At 62.0% G+C, this 19,033-nt stretch carries 20 protein-coding genes; 8 read left to right on the top strand and 12 right to left on the bottom strand.

The window, feature by feature from the left end; all coding sequences use genetic code 11:
• Positions 1 to 9: 9 nt before the first annotated feature.
• The 9 genes from ACIQUB_RS19550 to ACIQUB_RS19510 all read right to left on the bottom strand — a co-directional run bounded on the left by ACIQUB_RS19550 (position 10) and on the right by ACIQUB_RS19510 (position 10,523).
• Complete coding sequence (locus ACIQUB_RS19550; protein WP_113235211.1) at positions 10 to 864, bottom strand: CheR family methyltransferase; 855 nt, start codon at positions 862 to 864, stop codon at positions 10 to 12.
• 26 nt (positions 865 to 890) lie between these two features.
• On the bottom strand, positions 891 to 1,367 hold the full coding sequence (locus tag ACIQUB_RS19545; protein WP_018899693.1) for a chemotaxis protein CheW: 477 nt from the start codon (positions 1,365 to 1,367) through the stop codon (positions 891 to 893).
• 1 nt (position 1,368) lies between these two features.
• Positions 1,369 to 3,183 (bottom strand): methyl-accepting chemotaxis protein, encoded by a 1,815-nt coding sequence (locus tag ACIQUB_RS19540; protein WP_113235209.1) that lies wholly within the window; start codon positions 3,181 to 3,183, stop codon positions 1,369 to 1,371.
• A gap of 208 nt (positions 3,184 to 3,391) precedes the next feature.
• Positions 3,392 to 5,329 carry a methyl-accepting chemotaxis protein gene (locus ACIQUB_RS19535; RefSeq protein WP_113235207.1) on the bottom strand — a complete coding sequence of 646 codons (1,938 nt, stop codon included), beginning with the start codon at positions 5,327 to 5,329 and terminating at the stop codon, positions 3,392 to 3,394.
• Between the two features lie 217 nt (positions 5,330 to 5,546).
• Entirely contained in the window at positions 5,547 to 7,241 is a 1,695-nt protein-coding gene (locus ACIQUB_RS19530; RefSeq protein WP_113235205.1) for a methyl-accepting chemotaxis protein, read from the bottom strand.
• A 30-nt stretch (positions 7,242 to 7,271) separates the two neighbouring features.
• The gene (locus ACIQUB_RS19525; RefSeq protein WP_113235203.1) at positions 7,272 to 7,772 is read right to left on the bottom strand and encodes a chemotaxis protein CheW; all 501 of its coding nucleotides are present in this window, start codon (positions 7,770 to 7,772) and stop codon (positions 7,272 to 7,274) included.
• Positions 7,769 to 9,832 carry a chemotaxis protein CheA gene (locus ACIQUB_RS19520; RefSeq protein ID WP_113235201.1) on the bottom strand — a complete coding sequence of 688 codons (2,064 nt, stop codon included), beginning with the start codon at positions 9,830 to 9,832 and terminating at the stop codon, positions 7,769 to 7,771. Before ACIQUB_RS19520 ends, ACIQUB_RS19525 begins: the two co-directional genes overlap by 4 nt.
• Complete coding sequence (locus ACIQUB_RS19515) at positions 9,829 to 10,197, bottom strand: response regulator (protein ID WP_018899699.1); 369 nt, start codon at positions 10,195 to 10,197, stop codon at positions 9,829 to 9,831. Before ACIQUB_RS19515 ends, ACIQUB_RS19520 begins: the two co-directional genes overlap by 4 nt.
• On the bottom strand, positions 10,194 to 10,523 hold the full coding sequence (locus tag ACIQUB_RS19510; RefSeq protein WP_018899700.1) for an STAS domain-containing protein: 330 nt from the start codon (positions 10,521 to 10,523) through the stop codon (positions 10,194 to 10,196). Before ACIQUB_RS19510 ends, ACIQUB_RS19515 begins: the two co-directional genes overlap by 4 nt.
• Before the next feature lie 344 nt (positions 10,524 to 10,867).
• Here ACIQUB_RS19510 and ACIQUB_RS19505 point away from each other — a divergent pair, with 344 nt between their 5' ends.
• Entirely contained in the window at positions 10,868 to 12,604 is a 1,737-nt protein-coding gene (locus tag ACIQUB_RS19505; RefSeq protein ID WP_402931422.1) for a chemotaxis protein, read from the top strand.
• Positions 12,605 to 12,619: 15 nt separating this feature from the next.
• Here ACIQUB_RS19505 and ACIQUB_RS19500 read toward each other — a convergent pair whose 3' ends face one another.
• Complete coding sequence (locus ACIQUB_RS19500) at positions 12,620 to 13,702, bottom strand: tetratricopeptide repeat protein (protein WP_047509435.1); 1,083 nt, start codon at positions 13,700 to 13,702, stop codon at positions 12,620 to 12,622.
• A gap of 10 nt (positions 13,703 to 13,712) precedes the next feature.
• Positions 13,713 to 14,366, bottom strand: coding sequence for a thiamine phosphate synthase (locus ACIQUB_RS19495; protein ID WP_018899703.1), 654 nt, complete (start codon positions 14,364 to 14,366; stop codon positions 13,713 to 13,715).
• A gap of 107 nt (positions 14,367 to 14,473) precedes the next feature.
• On the opposite strand from ACIQUB_RS19495, the gene ACIQUB_RS19490 reads away from it, so the two are divergent.
• A complete protein-coding gene (locus tag ACIQUB_RS19490) occupies positions 14,474 to 15,238 on the top strand; it encodes a sulfite exporter TauE/SafE family protein (RefSeq protein WP_113235197.1) in 765 nt (254 codons plus the stop codon).
• Between the two features lie 68 nt (positions 15,239 to 15,306).
• Positions 15,307 to 15,567, top strand: coding sequence for a helix-turn-helix transcriptional regulator (locus ACIQUB_RS19485; protein ID WP_018899705.1), 261 nt, complete (start codon positions 15,307 to 15,309; stop codon positions 15,565 to 15,567).
• Positions 15,568 to 15,723: 156 nt separating this feature from the next.
• Here ACIQUB_RS19485 and ACIQUB_RS19480 read toward each other — a convergent pair whose 3' ends face one another.
• The gene (locus tag ACIQUB_RS19480; protein WP_018899706.1) at positions 15,724 to 15,897 is read right to left on the bottom strand and encodes a YdcH family protein; all 174 of its coding nucleotides are present in this window, start codon (positions 15,895 to 15,897) and stop codon (positions 15,724 to 15,726) included.
• A 229-nt stretch (positions 15,898 to 16,126) separates the two neighbouring features.
• Between ACIQUB_RS19480 and ACIQUB_RS19475 the strand changes: the two genes are divergently transcribed.
• From ACIQUB_RS19475 to ACIQUB_RS19455, 5 genes are all read left to right on the top strand, one after another.
• A complete protein-coding gene (locus tag ACIQUB_RS19475) occupies positions 16,127 to 16,330 on the top strand; it encodes a YdcH family protein (RefSeq protein ID WP_112433111.1) in 204 nt (67 codons plus the stop codon).
• Between the two features lie 37 nt (positions 16,331 to 16,367).
• Positions 16,368 to 16,862 (top strand): 5-(carboxyamino)imidazole ribonucleotide mutase, encoded by a 495-nt coding sequence (gene purE, locus ACIQUB_RS19470; RefSeq protein ID WP_018899708.1) that lies wholly within the window; start codon positions 16,368 to 16,370, stop codon positions 16,860 to 16,862.
• Complete coding sequence (locus tag ACIQUB_RS19465) at positions 16,859 to 17,932, top strand: 5-(carboxyamino)imidazole ribonucleotide synthase (RefSeq protein WP_113235195.1); 1,074 nt, start codon at positions 16,859 to 16,861, stop codon at positions 17,930 to 17,932. The genes purE and ACIQUB_RS19465 overlap by 4 nt, the downstream gene beginning before the upstream one ends.
• A gap of 176 nt (positions 17,933 to 18,108) precedes the next feature.
• Positions 18,109 to 18,234: a type B 50S ribosomal protein L36 gene (gene ykgO, locus ACIQUB_RS19460; protein WP_003566454.1), complete on the top strand. Its 126-nt coding sequence runs from the start codon at positions 18,109 to 18,111 to the stop codon at positions 18,232 to 18,234.
• A gap of 107 nt (positions 18,235 to 18,341) precedes the next feature.
• The gene (locus ACIQUB_RS19455) at positions 18,342 to 18,974 is read left to right on the top strand and encodes a hypothetical protein (RefSeq protein WP_113235193.1); all 633 of its coding nucleotides are present in this window, start codon (positions 18,342 to 18,344) and stop codon (positions 18,972 to 18,974) included.
• Positions 18,975 to 19,033 lie beyond the last annotated feature (59 nt).

The following is a 19,033-nucleotide window of genomic DNA, read 5'->3' as shown; positions in this document are numbered from 1 at the left end:
CTCTTTGACCTAGATGCGCTGAAACACGGTGTTGGAGACCTGCTTCAAGGGCAGGTCGATACCGGTAATGGATTCGGAGTGGCCGATGAACATGTAGCCACCCGGCAGGAGCCGCGCGCACAGACGCTTCAACACGCCCGATTGCGTCGGCTTGTCGAAGTAGATCAGCACATTGCGGCAGAAGATCATGTGCATCCCCTCGCCGACGGGATAGTTCTCGTCCATCAGGTTCATGCGCGCGAAGCCGACGCGGCTGCGCAGATCGGCCGATATCCGGACCTCGCGGCGATCCTTCTGCTTGGCGACCATCACGTATTTCCGCTGCAGCTCGCGCGGCACCGGATGCACCAGATCCTCGGAATAGATGCCCCGCCGCGCCGTCGCCAGCACGTCGGTGCTGAGGTCGGTCGCGAGGATGCTGTAGTTGAGGTCGCGCCGGTCGGCGACGAACTCTTCGAGCACCATGGCCATCGTATAGGGTTCGGCCCCCGTGGAGCAGGCCGAACTCCAGGTGCGGATGGTGCGGACGCCGCTCGAGACGAGTGCGGGAAGCGCCACCTGCTGCATGTATTCGAAGTGGCGCGCCTCGCGGAAGAAGTCGGTCTTGTTCGTCGTCACCGCGTCGATCAGATAGACCGTCTCCTGCTCCAGCCCGTTATCATGAAACAGGAAGTCGCAATAGTCGTCGAAGGTCGCGTGCTGCGTTGCCCGCAGCCGGCGGCGAAGCCGGCCTTCGAGCATCGTCAGCTTGGTCGGCGGCATCTTGATGCCGCTATAGTCATAGATGAACTGTGCAAGCTTCTCGAAATTCCGCTTGCTGATCCTGTCGCCCACCATCTGGGTCTCAACGGCAGCCATGCTCATAAATCAAAATACTCCAGCGTGTCCGCTCAGGCGGCCGATTGCAGGGCGGAGGCATCCTCGCGCGACAAAAGCCGCGCGAGATCGACGATCACGACGAAGCCGGTTTCCCGGCGCACGACGCCGGAAATGTAATCCGAGCGCCAGCGCACGCCGATGTCAGGCGCCGCCTCGATCTGGTCGCGCCTGAATGGCGTGACCTCGAAGACCCGGTCGGCGACGAGGCCGAGCGTAAGAAGCCGGCTCTCCATCGGGATATCGAGGACAAGCACCCGCGTATGCGACGTGGGCACCGTCTTCGACATGCCAAGCTTCAGCCTGAGATCGATGGTCGGGACGCCCTGGCCGCGCACGTCGCGCAGGCCAAGGAGATAGTCGGGACCATTCGGGATCTTGAAGGCCTCGGCATAGTCGAGGATTTCGCGGACCACCTCCACAGGCACGGCGAAGATTTCCTCGCCGAGGCTGAAGGTGACGAACTGCGCTTCCTGGGAGGTGGTTGGCATATTATGCGCTTTCCTTGAAATCGGCGTCACCGTCATCGGGTCCGCCCATGGCCATGTCGAGTGCGAAGCCCTTGGCGCGCGCCTGCTGCGCCGAGACCGAGTTGGCAACCGGCTTGGATGCAGGCTTGCGGGTAGCTGCGGGTGCCGGGCTGCGAACGCTGATGCGGGCAGCAGGCTTGCGGCTCTCGCGGCTGCCGGCCATGTCCACCTTGAAGAAGGCGATCGAGGTCTGCAGTTCTTCCGCCTGGCTCGCCAGTTCTTCCGAGGTCGCCGACATCTCTTCCGATGCGCCGGCGTTCTGCTGGGTCACCTTGTCGAGCTGCTGGATCGCTTCGTTGATCTGCGAGGCACCGATATCCTGCTCGCGGCAAGCGGCGCTGATCTCGGAGACCAGTTCCGCGGTCTTGCGGATGTCGGGAACCAGGCGACCAAGCATGTCGCCCGCCTCGCTGGCGGCCTTGACGGTATCGCCAGACATGGCGCTGATTTCTGCAGCGGCCGACTGGCTGCGTTCTGCAAGCTTGCGCACTTCGGAAGCAACAACTGCGAAACCCTTGCCATGCTCGCCGGCACGCGCTGCCTCGACGGCGGCGTTCAGCGCAAGCAGGTCGGTCTGGCGAGCGATTTCCTGGACGATGCCGATCTTCTCGGCGATCGTGCGCATGGCTTCGACGGCGCGGGTTACAGCGTCTCCGGAAGCTTCGGCATCCTTGGCGGACTGGCGAGCGATCTTCTCGGTCTGGGCTGCGTTATCGGCATTCTGCTTGATGTTGGCGGCCATCTCTTCCATCGAAGCCGAGGCTTCTTCAGCGGATGCTGCCTGCTCGGTGGCGCCCTGCGACACCTGCTCGGAGCTAGCCGACAGTTCCTGGCTGCCAGCCGAGACGTTTTCGGCGGCTGCGATCGCATCAGCAACGACGCCGCGCAGGCGCTCGACCATCTGCTCCAGCGCGAGACCGAGCGTATCCTTGTCCGACAGTGGCTTCGGCGCGACGGTCAGGTCGCCATTCGAAATCTGCGTGGCGATGTTCGCGGTGTTGCGCAGGTTTGCGGTCATGACCGACATCGAATTCACGAGATCGCGAATTTCGTCGTTGCTCTTGTGGTCGATCTCCTGATTGAGGTCACCAATGCTGACAGCGTCGGCAAGGTTGACGGCGCGCTTCAGGCCACGCGAAATGCTGAGCGAGATCCACAGGGCAACGGCAGCCGAGAAAACCAGAACGCCGACGACGATCGCGATGAGCAGCATCTTGGAGTCGGTGTACTGGGTGTTGGTTAGCTGGTCGGTGTTGGAGAGATCGGCGGCAATCGCGTCATTCAGACCGCCAAGCGCCGTCAGCAGGACGCCTGTGACCTTCGCACCCTCACCCATCGAAAGCGAGGCCGCCTGCTTGTTGGATTCGGCGGTGTTCTGGCGACCGAAATCGAGGATCTTGTCCTGCATCTGCAGCCACTGAGGATAGGCCTGGCGGAATTCGGCAATCTTGGCGACCACGGCGGAGTTCGTTTCGTGGTCCAGCTGCGTCAGCAGTGCCTGAATGTCCGTGCGGGCGGACTGTACTTCCTGGACGTAGCTCTGAATCTGCGACGCATCCTCGTTGAGGATCACGTTCTTCTCGGCACGCACAGACTTGTAGACCGAATCCGAGAGGTCGCTGGAGTTCTTGAGGTTGGCGGCAGGTCCCTGAACGATGTCGGTAATGGCGACGTTCAGGCCGGAAAGGCTGGAAATGGCAAGTCCTGCCATTCCGCATGTCATGAGAATGATGAGGCCAAAGGCAAGGCCAAGTTTCAACTTGATCGTAAAGCGCATGGGTATGCTCCAGGGCATTGGATTTGAGTAATTCCCTCGGAACCGCGAGCCTTAATTCGCGCCGCTGAGGGAAGGATTTTGCATCATGAGGGGAAGAGCGAGCATTTACCCTTGCACCACGGATTCTGCCGCCGTGGCCGCATCCAACGCGTCATTCGTTGGCCGTCGCCTGGAGCCACCGGCTCCAGGCATTAAGCGAGAGCGCTGATCAAGCGCTTTCGAGAAAATCGTCGTCGCCGGCGTCAGGGCCACCCATCGACATGTCGAGAGCAAACCCCTTGGCGCGCGCCTGCTGGGCCGAGACCGAGCGGGCACTGAAATTCTTGTTGCCGGCCGCCGCCGGGCGGGTGGCGCCGGCTTGAGCGGGCCGTGTCGCGGCAGGCTTGGCTGCAACGGTCCGGACACCTGCCCGCATGCCTGACACCTCGACCTTGAAGAAGGCGATCGAGGCCTGAAGCTCTTCGGCCTGTGCCGCAAGCTCTTCCGAGGTCGCCGACATCTGCTCGGAGGCTCCAGCGTTCTGCTGGGTCACCTTGTCGAGCTGCTGGATCGCTTCGTTGATCTGCGATGCGCCGATATCCTGTTCACGGCAGGCAGCGCTGATCTCGGAAACGAGTTCGGCCGTCTTGCGGATATCGGGCACCAGGCGGCCGAGCATGTCGCCCGCTTCGCTGGCCACCTTCACCGTGTCACCCGACATGGCGCTGATCTCGGCGGCGGCGGACTGGCTGCGCTCTGCAAGCTTGCGGACTTCGGAAGCCACGACCGCAAAACCCTTGCCGTGCTCGCCGGCACGGGCGGCCTCAACGGCTGCGTTGAGGGCAAGCAGATCGGTCTGGCGGGCGATTTCCTGCACGATGACGATCTTGTCGGCGATCGTGCGCATGGCGATCACGGCGCGGGTGACAGCAGCACCGCTCTCCTCGGCATCCTTGGCCGACTGGCGAGCAATCTTCTCGGTCTGCGCGGCGTTGTCGGCGTTCTGCTTGATGTTGGCGGCCATCTCTTCCATCGAAGCCGAAGCTTCCTCGGCGGACGCGGCCTGCTCGGTCGCACCCTGCGACACCTGCTCGGAGCTGGCCGACAGTTCCTGGCTGCCGGCGGAAACATTCTCGGACGCCGAAAGCGCATCGGCGACGACACCGCGCAGCCGCTCGACCATCTGCTCCAGCGCGATGCCGAGCGTGTCCTTGTCCGACAGCGGCTTCGGCGAAACGGTCAGGTCGCCATTGGCGATGCGGTCGGCGATGGCAGACGTGGCTCGCAGATTAGTGACCATGTCCTTCATGGCGATGCCGAGCACGTCCTTCTCCGAAAGCGGGCGCGGATCGATGGAGAGATCGCCCTGCGCGACCTGGTCGGCAATCCCGGCCGTCTGGCGAAGATTGGCGGTCATGACGTTGATCGTGTCGACAAGGTCCTTGATCTCGTCATTGCTCTTGATCTCAATGTTCTGGTTGAGATCGCCGATCGCCACCGCGTCGGCCACCGCCTTCACCTTGCGCAGACCCGAGCTGATCGTCGTTGCGATCCAGATGGTTGCGCCGATGGCGATGACGAGCGCGACGCCCGCCACGATCAGCAGCATCATGAAAGTCATGTCATAGGCCTTGTCGCCCAGAGCATCGGCCTCGGTCACAGCCTGTGCGGTCAGGGCCGTCAGCGCAGCGGTCATGCCATCGAGCTTCTGGCGCGCGACGACACCGTCGGTCTCGTTCAGCTGCAGGCCCATCTCTTTCTGGCCGGAGGTGATGAGGCCACGAATGCGGTCGTTGAGGACGACATAACCGGTCCAGAACTCGCGGATCTGGTTCCACTCATCCTTGAATTCCGGCGGCGCGTCGTGCTCGCCCTCGTCGAGCGCCTTTTCGAAACCCTTGCGTTCGGCATCGATGGCCGCGTTTGCCCGTGCCGTGAATTCAGGGCTGTTGGCGACGAGCAGGTCGCCCACCGCCAGACCGAGACCATCAAAGGCGGCAGTCAGCCTGCCGGCGTAATGATCTTGCTCCACCGGACCTTCCAGAAGCTCGTTGCGCAGCGTGTTCATCGATTGCAACCCGTGGATGCCAAGGCCGACGGAACCGATGATGAGCAGGATCAGCAGAGAGAAAGCGAATGATAATTTGAGCTTGAGCGTAATGCGCATGTGAAAACTCCGGCCTTTGAAAATCGCTGGGTGAAACCGCGATGGCGATCCTGGGTTTCCGATCATCCAGGCGATTTCGGACCACGCGATTTCGGAAATGAGATGGGAGCTTTCATTCGCTCATGGCCGGCGGCTTTCGCACGCCCCGCCTCCAACGATCCATTCGTTGGCAGTCTTGATGTCGTGGCCGGTCATGCGGCCACGACGGGGTCACTGATCACGCGCTTTCGCGGAAATCGTCGTCGCTGGCGTCAGGACCGCCCATCGACATGTCGAGAGCAAAGCCCTTGGCGCGTGCCTGCTGTGCGGCGACCGAGCGGGTGGCGACGTTCTTGTTGCTGACGACCGCAGCAGGCCGGGAAGCGGGAGCCTTGGCGGCCGACTTGGCTGCGGGTTTCTTGAAGCCGGCCTTGCTGCCCGCGCCGTCGACCTTGAAGAAGGCGATCGAGGCCTGAAGTTCTTCAGCCTGCGCCGCGAGTTCTTCCGAAGTTGCCGACATCTGCTCGGAGGCGCCGGCATTTTGCTGGGTCACCTTGTCGAGCTGCTGGATCGCTTCGTTGATCTGGGCAGCACCGATATCCTGCTCGCGGCAAGCGGCGCTGATCTCGGAGACGAGTTCGGCCGTCTTGCGAATGTCAGGAACCAGGCGGCCGAGCATGTCGCCGGCATTGCTGGCGGCCTTGACCGTATCGCCAGACATGGCGCTGATCTCGGCGGCTGCCGACTGGCTGCGTTCGGCAAGCTTACGCACTTCGGAAGCCACGACCGCGAAGCCCTTGCCATGTTCACCGGCACGCGCTGCCTCGACGGCGGCATTGAGCGCAAGCAGATCGGTCTGGCGTGCGATTTCCTGCACGATGACGATCTTGTCGGCGATGGTGCGCATGGCTTCGACGGCACGGCTCACGGCAGCGCCGCTCTCTTCCGCGTCCTTGGCCGACTGGCGAGCAATCTTCTCGGTCTGCGCGGCGTTATCAGCGTTCTGCTTGATGTTGGCGGCCATTTCTTCCATCGAAGCCGAAGCTTCTTCAGCCGACGCCGCCTGCTCGGTCGCGCCCTGCGACACCTGCTCGGAGCTTGCGGAGAGCTCCTGGCTGCCGGCCGAGACATTTTCCGAAGCAGAGAGTGCATCGCCGACCACACCGCGAAGACGCTCGATCATCAGGTTGACGTTCCCGAGCATCTCGCCGATCTCGTCGCGATTGGTGATTTCGGCCATCTTCGTGAGGTCGCCCTCGGCGACTTCGCGCACCACGGTGTTGGCGCGGTTCAGGCCCTTGGAGATGGTGCTGGCAATCCAGAAGGCGGTGATGGCGGCGAAGAGGAAGGCAGCAGCGACGGCAATGATCATTGTCAGGCGGGTCGCCTGGTAGCTTGCTTCCGCGTCGTCATCGGCAACGCTCATGCGCTCCTTCTCGAGCTTGAGAATTTCTGCGAGCGCCGTATCGATCTGGTTGGCCGCAGCGCGTGCCGTGGTGACCGAGATATTGTTGGCCGCTTCGGCATTGCCTGCCTTCACGAATTCGCGGATCTGGTCGTCAGCCTGGAAGAACTGCTTCGAGAGTTCGGAAACCTGTTCCCAGCGCGGGCGGCCCTGTTCGGTGGCGATCTTGAGCACCGATGCCAGCGCCTGCGTGAATTCCTTGCGCCCGACATCGCCCTTGGCGATGGAATTGTTCACTTCGGCTTGATCCTTGGCCATCAGCAGGTTCTTCTGCTGGCGGATCGCTTCCAGCTGGCCGATATTGATGGTCTGCGCCAGCTCCAGCCGTGCGGCCGGACCTGCCAATACGGCGCCGATGGAATCATTCAGGCCGCTGAGGCTGATGATCGAATAGGTCGATGTGCCCAGCAACATGAGGATGATGAAGGCAAACGCCGACACCAGTTTCGTCTTGATCGTCAATCGCATCTCTAACCCCTTACCCCTAGATGACGCTGCCTAAACGGCGGTCGATGTCTCGTGTCTCGAAGAAAACAGTGCTTGCAGATTGGGCAGGATGATGAACTCGCCCCCGCGTTTCACCAGGCAGTTGATATAGTCGGCGCGCCAGCGCATGCCGACGCTCGGTGGCGGTTCGCTGGCTGCCCGTGCCAGCGTCGTCACCTCGTTGACCTTGTCGGTGCGCAGGCCGACCAGCGTCGCCTCGCCATCGAGATCGAGCTCGATGACGATGATGCGGCTGTCGATCGTCGCTTCCGTGCCGTCCATCCCGAACGCGAGGCGCAGGTCAGCCAGCGGAATGACCTTGCCGCGGAAGTTGATGACGCTGGCGACGAATGGCTGCGCGCCCGGCACCGCCGTCTCAGGCAGCAGGTCCAGGATTTCCTGAACGATCACCGCCTCGAGCGCGAAGGTCTCGCCGTTCATGTCGAAAGTCAGGACCTCGACTTCGTCGGCATAGTTCCAATGATGGTCGATCTTCTCGGCTGCCGCGCTCATCCTGCCACCCGCATCTGTGTTTCCTGTTGCTGACCGGCGGCCACGAGATGGCCGACGTCGAGAATGAGGGCGACGCTGCCGTCACCGAGAATGGTCGCGCCCGAGAAGGTGGACACGTCGTTGTGCAGCTTCGACATCGACTTGATGACCGTCTGGTGATCGCCGATGATCTGGTCGACGACCAGACCGACGCGCTCCGTGCCGGTGGAGATGACCACGACCTTCTGGTGCACGTCGGGCTTGGTGCCGGTGCGGAAGAGATCGCGGAGCCTCAGGAACGGCACGAGGCTGTCACGCAGCGAGATAAAGCTACGGCCGCGCGAACGCAGGTCCTCTTCGAGCGACAGCTCCAAGCACTCCTCAACAGCCGACAGCGGAATGACGTAGCTGCCGTTGCCGACGCGCACGAGCAGGCCGTCGATGATCGCAAGCGTCAGCGGGATGCGCAGCGACACTTCCGAACCCTGACCATTCAGGCTGGTGATATCGATCGCGCCACGCAGCGCCTCGACGGTCTTCTTGACCACATCCATGCCGACGCCACGGCCGGAGAGATTGGTGATCGCGGCAGCCGTCGAGAAGCCCGGCGCGAAGATCAGCTGCAGCAGTTCGGAATCGGTGAGCGGCTGACCCGGCGCGATGAGGCCGGAGGATTCCGCCTTGGCGCGGACCCGATCGCGGTTGATGCCGCGGCCGTCGTCCTTGATCGAGATGATCACCTCGCCGCCCGCCTGGCGTGCCGACAGCGTCACCGTGCCGGCTTCGCTCTTGCCCGCGGCCAGACGCTCGGCCGGTGTCTCAAGACCGTGGTCGATCGAATTGCGCACCAGATGCACGAGCGGATCGGCGAGACGCTCGATCACGGTCTTGTCGACCTCGGTGCTTTCGCCTTCGGTGACCAGCTCGATCACCTTGCCCGTTTCGCGGGCAAGATCGTGAACGAGGCGGCGGAAGCGTGAGAACAGCGTCGCGACCGGCACCATGCGAAGCACCATCATCGTGTCGCGCAGTTCGCCCGACAGGCGCTCGATTTCTTCCGACACCGAGCGCAGCGCGATATCGGCGCTGGCGCTCGCCAGCTGGCTGAGACGCGACTGGGCAATGACGAGCTCGCCGACGCGGTCCATCAGTTCGTCGAGACGCTCGGCCGGAACGCGAACGTTTTCGGCCGCTTTCGCCTGGCGCTGGTCGGCCTGTGCTGCGCTCTCGCGCTTGGCGGGAACCGCCTCGACAGGCTTGAATTCGGGTGTGGCGGGGATTGCAGGCGCAGCAGCGACGACAGGTTCAGCCTTGACCTCTGCCACAACAGCGACGGGTTCAGCCTTGGCTTCCGGAGCCACAGGACCGGCGATCTCCTCGACCTCAAGCTCCATGTCGTCCATGACGAAGATGAACACGTCGTCGATCGCCGAGCGGTCCTGCGTGCTGGTGAGGGTGACGTCCCAGGTGACGTAGAGATCCGTCGGCACCATCTCGTCGAGGACAGGAATGGCGGAGAGGTTGGCCTTGACGCTGCATTCACCGAGATCGCGCAGCTCATCGAGCAGGCCGAGCGGATTGGTGCCGTTCGCCATAGAGTTCGAGGGCAGGCTGAAGCGGATGCGCCAGGTGGTGGTCTTGGCGGCGGCAGCGGCGGGAGCGGCAACCGGGGCCGGTTGAGCAGCGGGAGCGGCGGCACCAGCCGAGGTCTCGCCGACGGCGGCCTGAAGCTGAGCCAGCAGCCGCTGGCCGGTGTCACCGTGATCGGCATCCGGCCGATCGACCAGCGCACGCATGTGATCCTGAGCGGCAAGCACGGCGGCGACGAGTTCGGCCGTCGCCGGCACCTCGCCCTTGCGAACCCGGTCGAATGCCGTTTCGCAATGATGCGTGAAGGCGGCCAGCGCATCGAAGCCGAACATCGAGCCCGAGCCCTTCAGCGTGTGAAGGCCGCGGAAGACGGCATCGACGACGTCCTTGTCGTCGAGCTTGTGCGTCAGATCGAGAAGACCCGTCTCGATGGCTTCGAGGCATTCGGCCGCCTCTGTGCGAAAGACCGCTACAGGATCGAGAGAGCTCATCTGCCGAGCACCTTCCTGGCTATCTTGACGAGGTTTTCCGGGTCGAACGGCTTGGTCAGCCAGCCGGTGGCGCCGGCGGCCTTGGCGCGGGCCTTGAGGTCGGCGTCGGATTCGGTCGTCAGGAAGATGATCGGCACGCCGGTATGCTCCGGCAGCTTGCGCAGCTCCTCGATCATCGTCAGGCCGTCCATGACGGGCATGTTGAGATCGGTGATGATCAGGTCGTAATTGCCGGCCTTGGCAGCCGCCAGGCCCTGCGCGCCATCGGCCGCCTCGCTGACGGTGTAGCCCGCATTGGTCAGCGTGACCTTGGTCGTCAGTCGAATGCTTGCGGAATCGTCGACGGTGAGAATGTTGGCGCTCATGGCTTTACCTCTTCATGCAACCAGAATTTTGTATCTTCGCTGTTGAAGGCTTCCACGAAGCCGGCGCGCTCCAGCACCTTCAGGACTTGGCCGCGGGCGGGAGCCGCGAGTGCGAGCGCTTTGTCGTTTGTTTCAGCGTGCCGGCGGACAGCTTCTATCAGCTGCACAAAACTCAAGTCGGCCTCAGCTTTTTCGGGAATATCGAGAACAACGGAACTGTTATTCTTAAATAAAGACGCAATTTTTGAGAATATATCCGAGATATTCCTGATGGTTAGAACTTCCGGCAGGGATATAGACTCGGAATACTGTTCACGCACACTCACTTCGGCCTCCTAGGGCGGAGAAATACTTTTTCAACCCGTTGAGGAATCTCACGGCACGCTTAACAACACGTAAAAGTAGGTTGCAGCGAAATGCAATTGAGACGAGTCCCGACTCCCTGAAATATCACCCGGCAGAAATAATAATTAGCATTCTATCATATCCTATAATTGCATGAATATCATGCAGTTATCGAAATTTAGCGGAACCGAACGCAATTCCGGCCATGCAATTCACGCTATGTTAAGCACAACGTTGACGAGTCTGGCGTGTTTACTCGCCGTTTCCATGATGCCCGTAAAAATAGTCCCGAACCTTGCTGAGGTTTTAAGTAAAGGACAATAAAATGACGAACGGGGCGACATCGGCAGTGACTGCATTCCAGGCATCTGGATCAGCCATCAGCCAAACACTGGAAGCGGCGCGCAGCAAGGTCGAGGAGCGCTTTCTCGAAGGCGGCACCGTCCTGCTTTCGGTCATGGACGTCCTCAACCGATTGTTGAGCTCGCTCGACAACATCACCAAGGCGCTGGACGCCGGCGAGAATGGTGATGCCGGCGCCGAACTGCGCGCAACGGTGAAGAGCCTCAGCGATCTCCCGACTGCCGAAAAGTCCCGCCGCGACGCGCTTTCGTCGCTCGCCGAGACAGGATATTCGCTGCGCCGGCACGTCTCGGACATGCAGGAAACCATGCGCTACCTGCGCACCTTCGCCGTCACCGTGAAGATCACCGGCGCCGGCCTTGCCGAGTTCGCCGGCTTCGCCCAGGAAATTCTCGAGCGCATCTATTCCGGCACCGATGAGGTCAACCGTTTCGCCGGCCGGATCGAGGAACTGGAAAAGGAAGTGAAGCTCGCGCTGACCTTCGGCACCGACGTCTCCAAGAGCTACGCCGACACCGTTCCCGCCGTGGCAAGCGCCCTTGACGGCGACGCCCGCAAGATCGCCGAACACCGTCAGAACCTGAGCGCCATCGCCCGCGACGTTGGCGCGGTCGCCAGAGGCGTGCAGAGCAAGGTCGCCTCGACCCTGTCGGCGCTGCAGATCGGCGACATCACCCGCCAGCGCATTGAGCATGTGCAGAGCACCTTCACGCTGCTCGACGAGTTCCTCGACAGCGAGGACGGCCGCGGTCTGAACGCCGACGCCCGCGCGCGCCTGCAAAACGTCATCCAACACCTGACGGCCGCGCAGATGAACGAGATGTGCCGCGATTTTCATCGCGATTCCCAGAATGTCGTGAAGACGATCGCCAGCTTCGGCCACGACACGCAGGAGATCTTGCGGCTGCGCGACCAGATGAGCGGCGGCGGCCAGGGCAACTTCATCCGCGCGCTCGAATCCAGCGTCTCGGCCGCCCACGAGATCGTCAAGCAGGTCGATGCCGTCACCCTCAAGGCCGATCAGGTCAGCCAGTCGACCCGCGACACCACCGTCAAGCTTCTGGAAGCGATCGGCAACATCAAGGCGGTGAAGACCGACATCCATTACATGGCGCTGAACACCAATCTGCGCTGCAGCCGTCTTGGCGAAGCCGGCAAGTCGATCAACGTCGTCACGGCCGAGCTGCGCATCTTTGCCGGCAAGCTGGATGACAGCGCCGACGCCATCGTCAACGGCCTGCCGGCGCTGGAGGAAGCTGCCGGTCGCGTGGCCCCATCAAGCGAGACGGCATCAGGCGGCCTTGCTGAAAACCTGACGACCGCCGTCGCCGATATCCGCACCGCCGCCGATACGATGGAAGCCGAACTGAAGACGCTGTCGGAACACGGCCGCGAGGTCGCCGGCAAGATCAACCTGTTGATCGGCACGCTGGATTTCCAGAAGGACCTCGGCGATGTGTTGGCGGGCTGCGCCGATACGCTGGAAGATGCCGCTGGCGCCGAGATCGCCGACATCTCGGATCTCGCCGAGGCCATCGCCCCGCTCGATCGCAAGATCTTCAAGCTCTACACGATGGTGCAGGAGCGCAACGTCCACCGCGACATCATCGCAGCGGTCGAAGAGACGGCAGCAGTAGAGCCAGAGCCGGCAAGTGCTGCGACCAGCGACGAAGACCTTTTCGAGGACGCGCTCTTCTAAACAGATCGAGCGCGGTCAGCGCAGGCGGCGGAATTTGTTGGCGGCTTCGATCCCCGCCTTCTGCTGCTCTTCCTCGATACCGAGGTAGAAATCCTCAAGCGCCGGGTCGGGCAGACCGGCACGGCGCGAGAGCACATACCACTTGGCAGCCTCGACAGGATCCGGCTTCGTGCCGAGCGCGTTGATATAGAGATGCGCCAGCTTGTTCTGCGCCACGACGTTGCCGTCATTGGCCGCGATTCTCAGCCACTGGAAGCCCTTTTCGAAATCGCGCGGGCCATTGGTTCCGTTGACGAACCAGACGCCGAGATCGAGCTGTGCGGTATCGAACCCGGCATGCGCGGCGCGCGCCATCCATTCGCGGGCAAGCTGCTTCTTCTCGGGCGGCAGATCGGGCAACGACGAGTAAATCTCAGCCACCGCGTATTGCGCGTCGGCGACGCCCTTTTCCGCCGATTTCTCGTAGAACGGCAGTGCCAGCTTCAACCCCTTGTCGCCGGGATTGTCGGCCACCAGGATCTGCCCCCAGTTGAACTCGGCCGACGCATTGCCGGCCTCGGCCGCCTTGCGCATGTAGGTGTCTGCAAGCGTCTTGTCGCGCTTGACGATGCGGCCTTCCATCAGGATGAGCGCGTATTTGAACATCGCCGCCGGATCACCGCCCTCGGCGGCCTTCCCGTACCAGAAGGCAGCCGCCTTCGCGTCGCGCTTGACGCCGAGGCCATCCGCCAACAGTTCACCCATAAGCGTCTGCGCCGCCGCATCGCCAAGCTGCGCGCGAGGCAGCGCAATCCCCATCGCCGTCAGATAATAGCCGCGCTGATAGGCGCCGTAGGCATCGTCGACCTTGCCGTGATAGTCCTTCTCGGCCGGCAAATCGGGCAGCTTCGCGCCCATGCGATCGAAGACGCCGACACCGGTGGATGGCGTTACCCCGTCCGGTTGGGCTCGGCCTGATTTCAATGTCTCGGGCGCGCCGGTAAGCGGTCGCGTCACCATATTGTCGACCTGCTGGGCCGATGCGCCATGCGCGAAAACCGCCACACATGTGGCGGCGGCAAGAAGAGAAAGGCGCAAATGGCGTGTCAGCATGGGCATGAGGGCGATATCAACCCTCAAACCGTGGCGCTTTTTCGTCAAGAAGTGCGTTGATTTCGGCAACCACCAGGGCCGCGCGCGCCGGCTCGCCGAAAACGGCAAGACGCATGGCCACGAATTCCGCCCCGCTTTCGGCAACGGCAAGCGCCGACGCCGGATCGGTGCCGCCCATGACGATGCACGGGATCTCGATCATCGAGGCCCACCATTCGGCAAGCGCCAGGTTCTTCGGATGCGCCTCCGGCTTGATGTCGCCTTCGAGCTTGCCGAAGAAGACATACTCGGGCCGCTCCTCGCCGATCTCAAGTGCATGATGCCGGTCGGCCGCATTGCCGCCGCCGACGATCAGCTTGTCTGCATATTTCTCGACCGCCTCGGAAATCTCCGCGGCACCGCCGGTAATATGCAGGCCATCCGCCTTGGTGCGACCGACGACCCGGCTGTCGCCGGCAAGCAGCGCCGCGGCACCCGCGTTCTGCGCCAGCGGCACGATCTTTTCAGCATGTTTCTGAAACTCGCCGTCACCAAGCCCGTATTGCGGCAGGATGATCGAGGCGACATCGCCCCCCTTCAGCGCATCACCGACGATTTTCGCCTGCTCATCTGCATCGGCGATATCGGGCACGATCAGCACCAGGCGGCAGCGGTTTTCAGGTTCGCTCATGAACTCTTTCCATTTCCAGCGGATTTCGCCGTTTGCCGGCAGCTCCGCACTCGTTTTGTGTGAGTAATTCCGTTAGACCGGGCTGGCAAGGGGAGGACTTCAAAAGCATGCCGATGGACGTGTCATTTTACTACGCCGCCATTCCCGCCGTCATTCTGGTCGGTCTCGCGAAGGGCGGTATGGGCGACGCCTTGTCGCTGATTGGATTGCCTTTTCTGGCTCTCGTCGTCTCCCCCGTGCAGGCCGCGGCCATCCTGCTGCCGATCCTGATCTTCATGGACATGATATCGCTGGTCATCTGGCGCAAGCATGGCGATTGGACGACGCTGAAGATCATGCTCCCGGGCGCGCTGGCCGGCATCGCGCTCGGCTGGGCCACCTCAGCACTGGTTCCCGGCAGCGTCTTGCGCGTCGTCATCGGCATCGTCACCATCCTCTTTTGCCTGCGCTATTTCTGGAACAACTTCGGCCCCGGCAGAGGAAAAATCGTGCCGCCACACGGCCAGCGGCCGGTCCGCGCCACGCTCTGGGGCACCTTTTCCGGTTACGGCAGCTTCGTCGCGCACGCCGGCGGCGCGCCGTTCCAGATCTACGTGCTGCCGCTGCAGATGCCGCCGCGCGAATATACCGGCACCAGCGCCCGCTTCTTCGCGATCCTCAACGCCGTCAAGCTGATCCCCTATTTCGCGCTCGGCCAGCTCGACACCCAGAACCTAGCCGCCTCCGCCACGCTGCTCCCCTTCGCGCCGCTCGCCACCATCGCCGGCGCCTGGTGCGTGAAGCGCATGCAGCCGAAAATATTCTATCCCTTCATGTATGCGATGGCGCTGATCGCAGCCGTCCTGATTGCCCGCGAAGGCCTTGGATTTTAGGCCTTAAGGGCCTTGTTGCGGCGCACAATTCGCTTGCCCTAATTCTCCGATTGACGTAGCTTTTCGCCATGTCGAACGTGGACCCTTTCACTGCGATTGCCGACCCTCACCGGCGCTTCCTGCTGGAGGAGTTGCGGCGCTCGCCGCGCACCGTCAACGAGCTCGCCGAAGGCCTTCCGATCAGCCGTCCGGCCGTCTCCCAGCACCTCAAGGCCCTGCTCGATTGCGACCTCGTCTCGGTCACCGCCGATGGCACGAAGCGCATCTACGCGGTCAACAATCGCGGCTTCGACAGGCTCAATCTCTGGCTGGATCAGTTCTGGGCATAACGCCATCCAGACATGAAAACGCGCCGGCTGCGACCTTTTCGGCAACCGACGCGCAGGAACATTCCAACGGACGCGAAAGACTACTAAACAACTGGTTATATTGCGATATTTACCCTTTGAATCGCGTCGACCACGCCCTGTAACGTTCTATCCTGCTTAGTGTACGGATGATTTGAGACGCTCAATCTCGTCTTTGATACGCAGCTTCCTGCGCTTGCACTCGGCAACCTCACGGTCGTCTCTGGAGGGGGATGCCATCAGTGAATGGAGCTCGTCTTCGAGAGCGCCATGCTTCTTCTGGAGTGATTCAAGATGAGCTTGAACAGTCATATGACCCTTCCTTCCTCTAGCCTTTCTCCAGCCAACACCGCCGGAGATCCAAGGCGTCAACCCTCAAACTGTGACACATTTTTGAAGGCTTGTCGAAGGCGAAAACAAGGAGAGAGCGTGGCAAATTCATGATCGAGACTAACTAGCCGTTACCGCTATTTGGTGATAGGAGCTTGCAAAAATTAGCGACAGACCGGAGAAGGTCTGAAGACGATCATGGGGAATGCGTATGCCGGATCAGGAACAGGCGGAAGTCAGGCTCATAGTGGCGCGCCTGCGCCAGGAGCATGAGGACTACGATGTCGCCATCAACGCCATGATCGCGACTGGCTGCGATGCGCTGCGCGTTCAGCGCATGAAGAAAAAGAAGCTTGTTATCAAGGACAAGCTGTCGAAGCTCGAAGACCAGATCATCCCGGATATCATCGCCTGAAGCCCCGGTATCATCGCTTGAAGGAAGTGTCGTGACGATGACAGACAGACCGACCGTTGCCATCATCATGGGAAGCCAGTCCGATTGGGAGACCATGAAGAACGCCGCCGATACGCTGGAGGCGCTCGAGATTCCCTATGACGCCAGGATCATATCGGCACATCGTACGCCCGATCGCATGGTCGAGTTCGCCAAGGGCGCCAAGTCGGAAGGCTTCAAGGTCATCATCGCCGGCGCCGGCGGCGCAGCCCATCTTCCCGGCATGACCGCGGCGATGACCCCGCTTCCTGTGTTCGGCGTTCCCGTGCAGTCGAAGACGATGTCCGGACAGGACAGCCTGCTGTCGATCGTGCAGATGCCCGGCGGCATCCCGGTAGGAACGCTGGCGATCGGCAAGGCCGGCGCCATCAACGCGGCACTTCTTGCCGCAGCGGTTCTGGCGCTGTCGGACGAAGACCTTGCAGACCGGCTTGACGAATGGCGCGAGAGCCAAAGTGCGGCGATCGCCGAATACCCGATGGACGACCTATGAGCATGACAACGATCGGCATCATCGGCGGCGGCCAGCTTGGCCGCATGCTGGCCATGGCTGCCGCCCGCCTGAACTTCCGCACCATCATTCTCGAGCCGCAGGCCGATTGCCCGGCAGCGCAGGTCGCCAACCGGCAGATCGTCGCCGCCTATGATGATCCTGCGGCACTCGAGGAACTGGCGACCGTCTGCGACGTCGTCACCTACGAATTCGAAAACGTCCCCGTCTCCGCAGCCGAGGCCTTAGCGCAGACCGTGCCGGTCTATCCGCCGCCGAAAGCGCTGGAAGCCGCCCAGGACCGCCTCGTCGAAAAGCGCTTCATCAATGATTGCGGCATTCCGACCGCGAAATTCCACGCTATCGACAGCCAGGCCGATCTCGAAGCAGCCCTCGCCGATTTCGGCGGCCAGGGTGTCTTGAAGACGCGCCGCCTCGGCTACGACGGCAAGGGACAGAAAGTCTTCCGTTCAGCCGCCGATAGCGCCGATGGCGCCTTTGCCGAGCTCGGCAGCGTGCCGCTGATCCTCGAGAGCTTCGTTGCCTTTGAGCGCGAGATCTCGGTCATCGCCGCCCGCGCCACCGATGGCAGCGTCGCCTGCTACGACCCGGCCGAAAACGTCCACCGCAACGGCATCCTGCACACCTCGACGGTCCCGGCATCGATCACCGACGCCACGGCCGCCGCAGCCCGCGAAGCCGCCGAGAAGATCCTGACGACGCTCGGCTATGTCGGCGTCATCGGCATCGAGTTCTTCGCGCTCGCCGACGGCAGCCTGATCGCCAACGAGATGGCGCCGCGCGTGCACAATTCCGGCCACTGGACGGAAGCGGCCTGCGTGATCTCGCAGTTCGAGCAGCATATCCGCGCCGTCGCCGGCCTGCCGCTCGGCAACGCCGATCGCCACTCCGACTGCGTGATGCAGAACCTGATCGGCGACGATATCCTTGCTCTTCCGGACTGGCTGAAGCGGCGTGACACGCTGGTTCACCTCTATGGAAAGACGGAATCGAGACCCGGTCGCAAGATGGGTCACGTCACCACACTTGCCAGCGCACGGGCGGGGAAATAAGGGTTTTCCCCTGACAAAACCGGCCACTGCCACGGGAAAAACACCTTCACGTGGTTGACACAGACAAGAGGCCGGGTTATCTGCACGCCCAACCTGAAGAGCGCGCCCTGAGCGCGCTTTTGAATGTAATAGATACGGGCGAATGTGAATTCCCCCCAACATCGCGGATCAAAACAATGAAGATCAAGAATTCGCTCAAGTCGCTCAAGGCTCGTCACCGTGACAACCGCCTGGTTCGCCGCAAGGGCCGCATCTACATCATCAACAAGCTGAACCCACGCTTCAAGGCTCGCCAGGGCTGATTTGGCTGGCCGGATGGCTCGGCAGCGCTTGCGCGCCTGAGCCTGTCTGGAAGGGTCCTTTTGTGATCCCGTTAAAGTGTTTTGATCTTTCGCGTTGGCGGGCTATTATGCCCGCCATGCGTTTTTTGGCCATGACCTGCGCGGCACTGCCGCTCTCCCTCGCCCTGCTCTCAGTTGCCTTGCCTGCCCATGCGCAGGAACCCGCACCCGCGCGGGACAAGGAAAAGATCGTCGAGCAGCAGGCCGCGAACCTCTCGCCCAAAGAACATCTCGATCAGCTTTTCGCAGCACTGAAGCGCGAGCGCGACGCCGACAAGGCCGACGACATCGCCAACGAGATCCGCGCAGAATGGAACGATTCGGGCAGCGCCACCGTCAACCTGCTGATGCAATGGGCCGACAAGGCGATCGAAGAGAAGCGCAACAGCGCCGCACTCGATTTCCTCGACCAGGCGATCGCGCTGAAGCCCGGCTACTCCGAGAGCTGGAACCGTCGCGCCACGCTGAACTACACCAACGGCGCGATGCGCAAATCCATGTCCGATATCGAACATGTGCTGGACATCGAGCCGCGCCATTTCGGCGCGCTTGCCGGCATGGCCTCCATTCTTGGTGACAGCGGCAACGACCAGCTGGCGCTGAAGGCATGGGAGCGCTTTCTCGAAATCTACCCCGCAAACCGCAATGCGCAGGAACAGCTGAACACGCTCTCCGAAAAGCTCGCCGGCAGCCGCACCTGACATATTACTGTGTGACAGGTTCCCCTCTTGCCCGGCCCCTCTTGAAGGTGAACCGCGCG

This window comes from Rhizobium sp. NPDC090275, from assembly GCF_044772225.1.
Taxonomy (GTDB): domain Bacteria; phylum Pseudomonadota; class Alphaproteobacteria; order Rhizobiales; family Rhizobiaceae; genus Rhizobium.
Note: the sequence above shows the minus strand (reverse complement) of the source record. Positions and strands in the feature narration are given on the sequence as shown.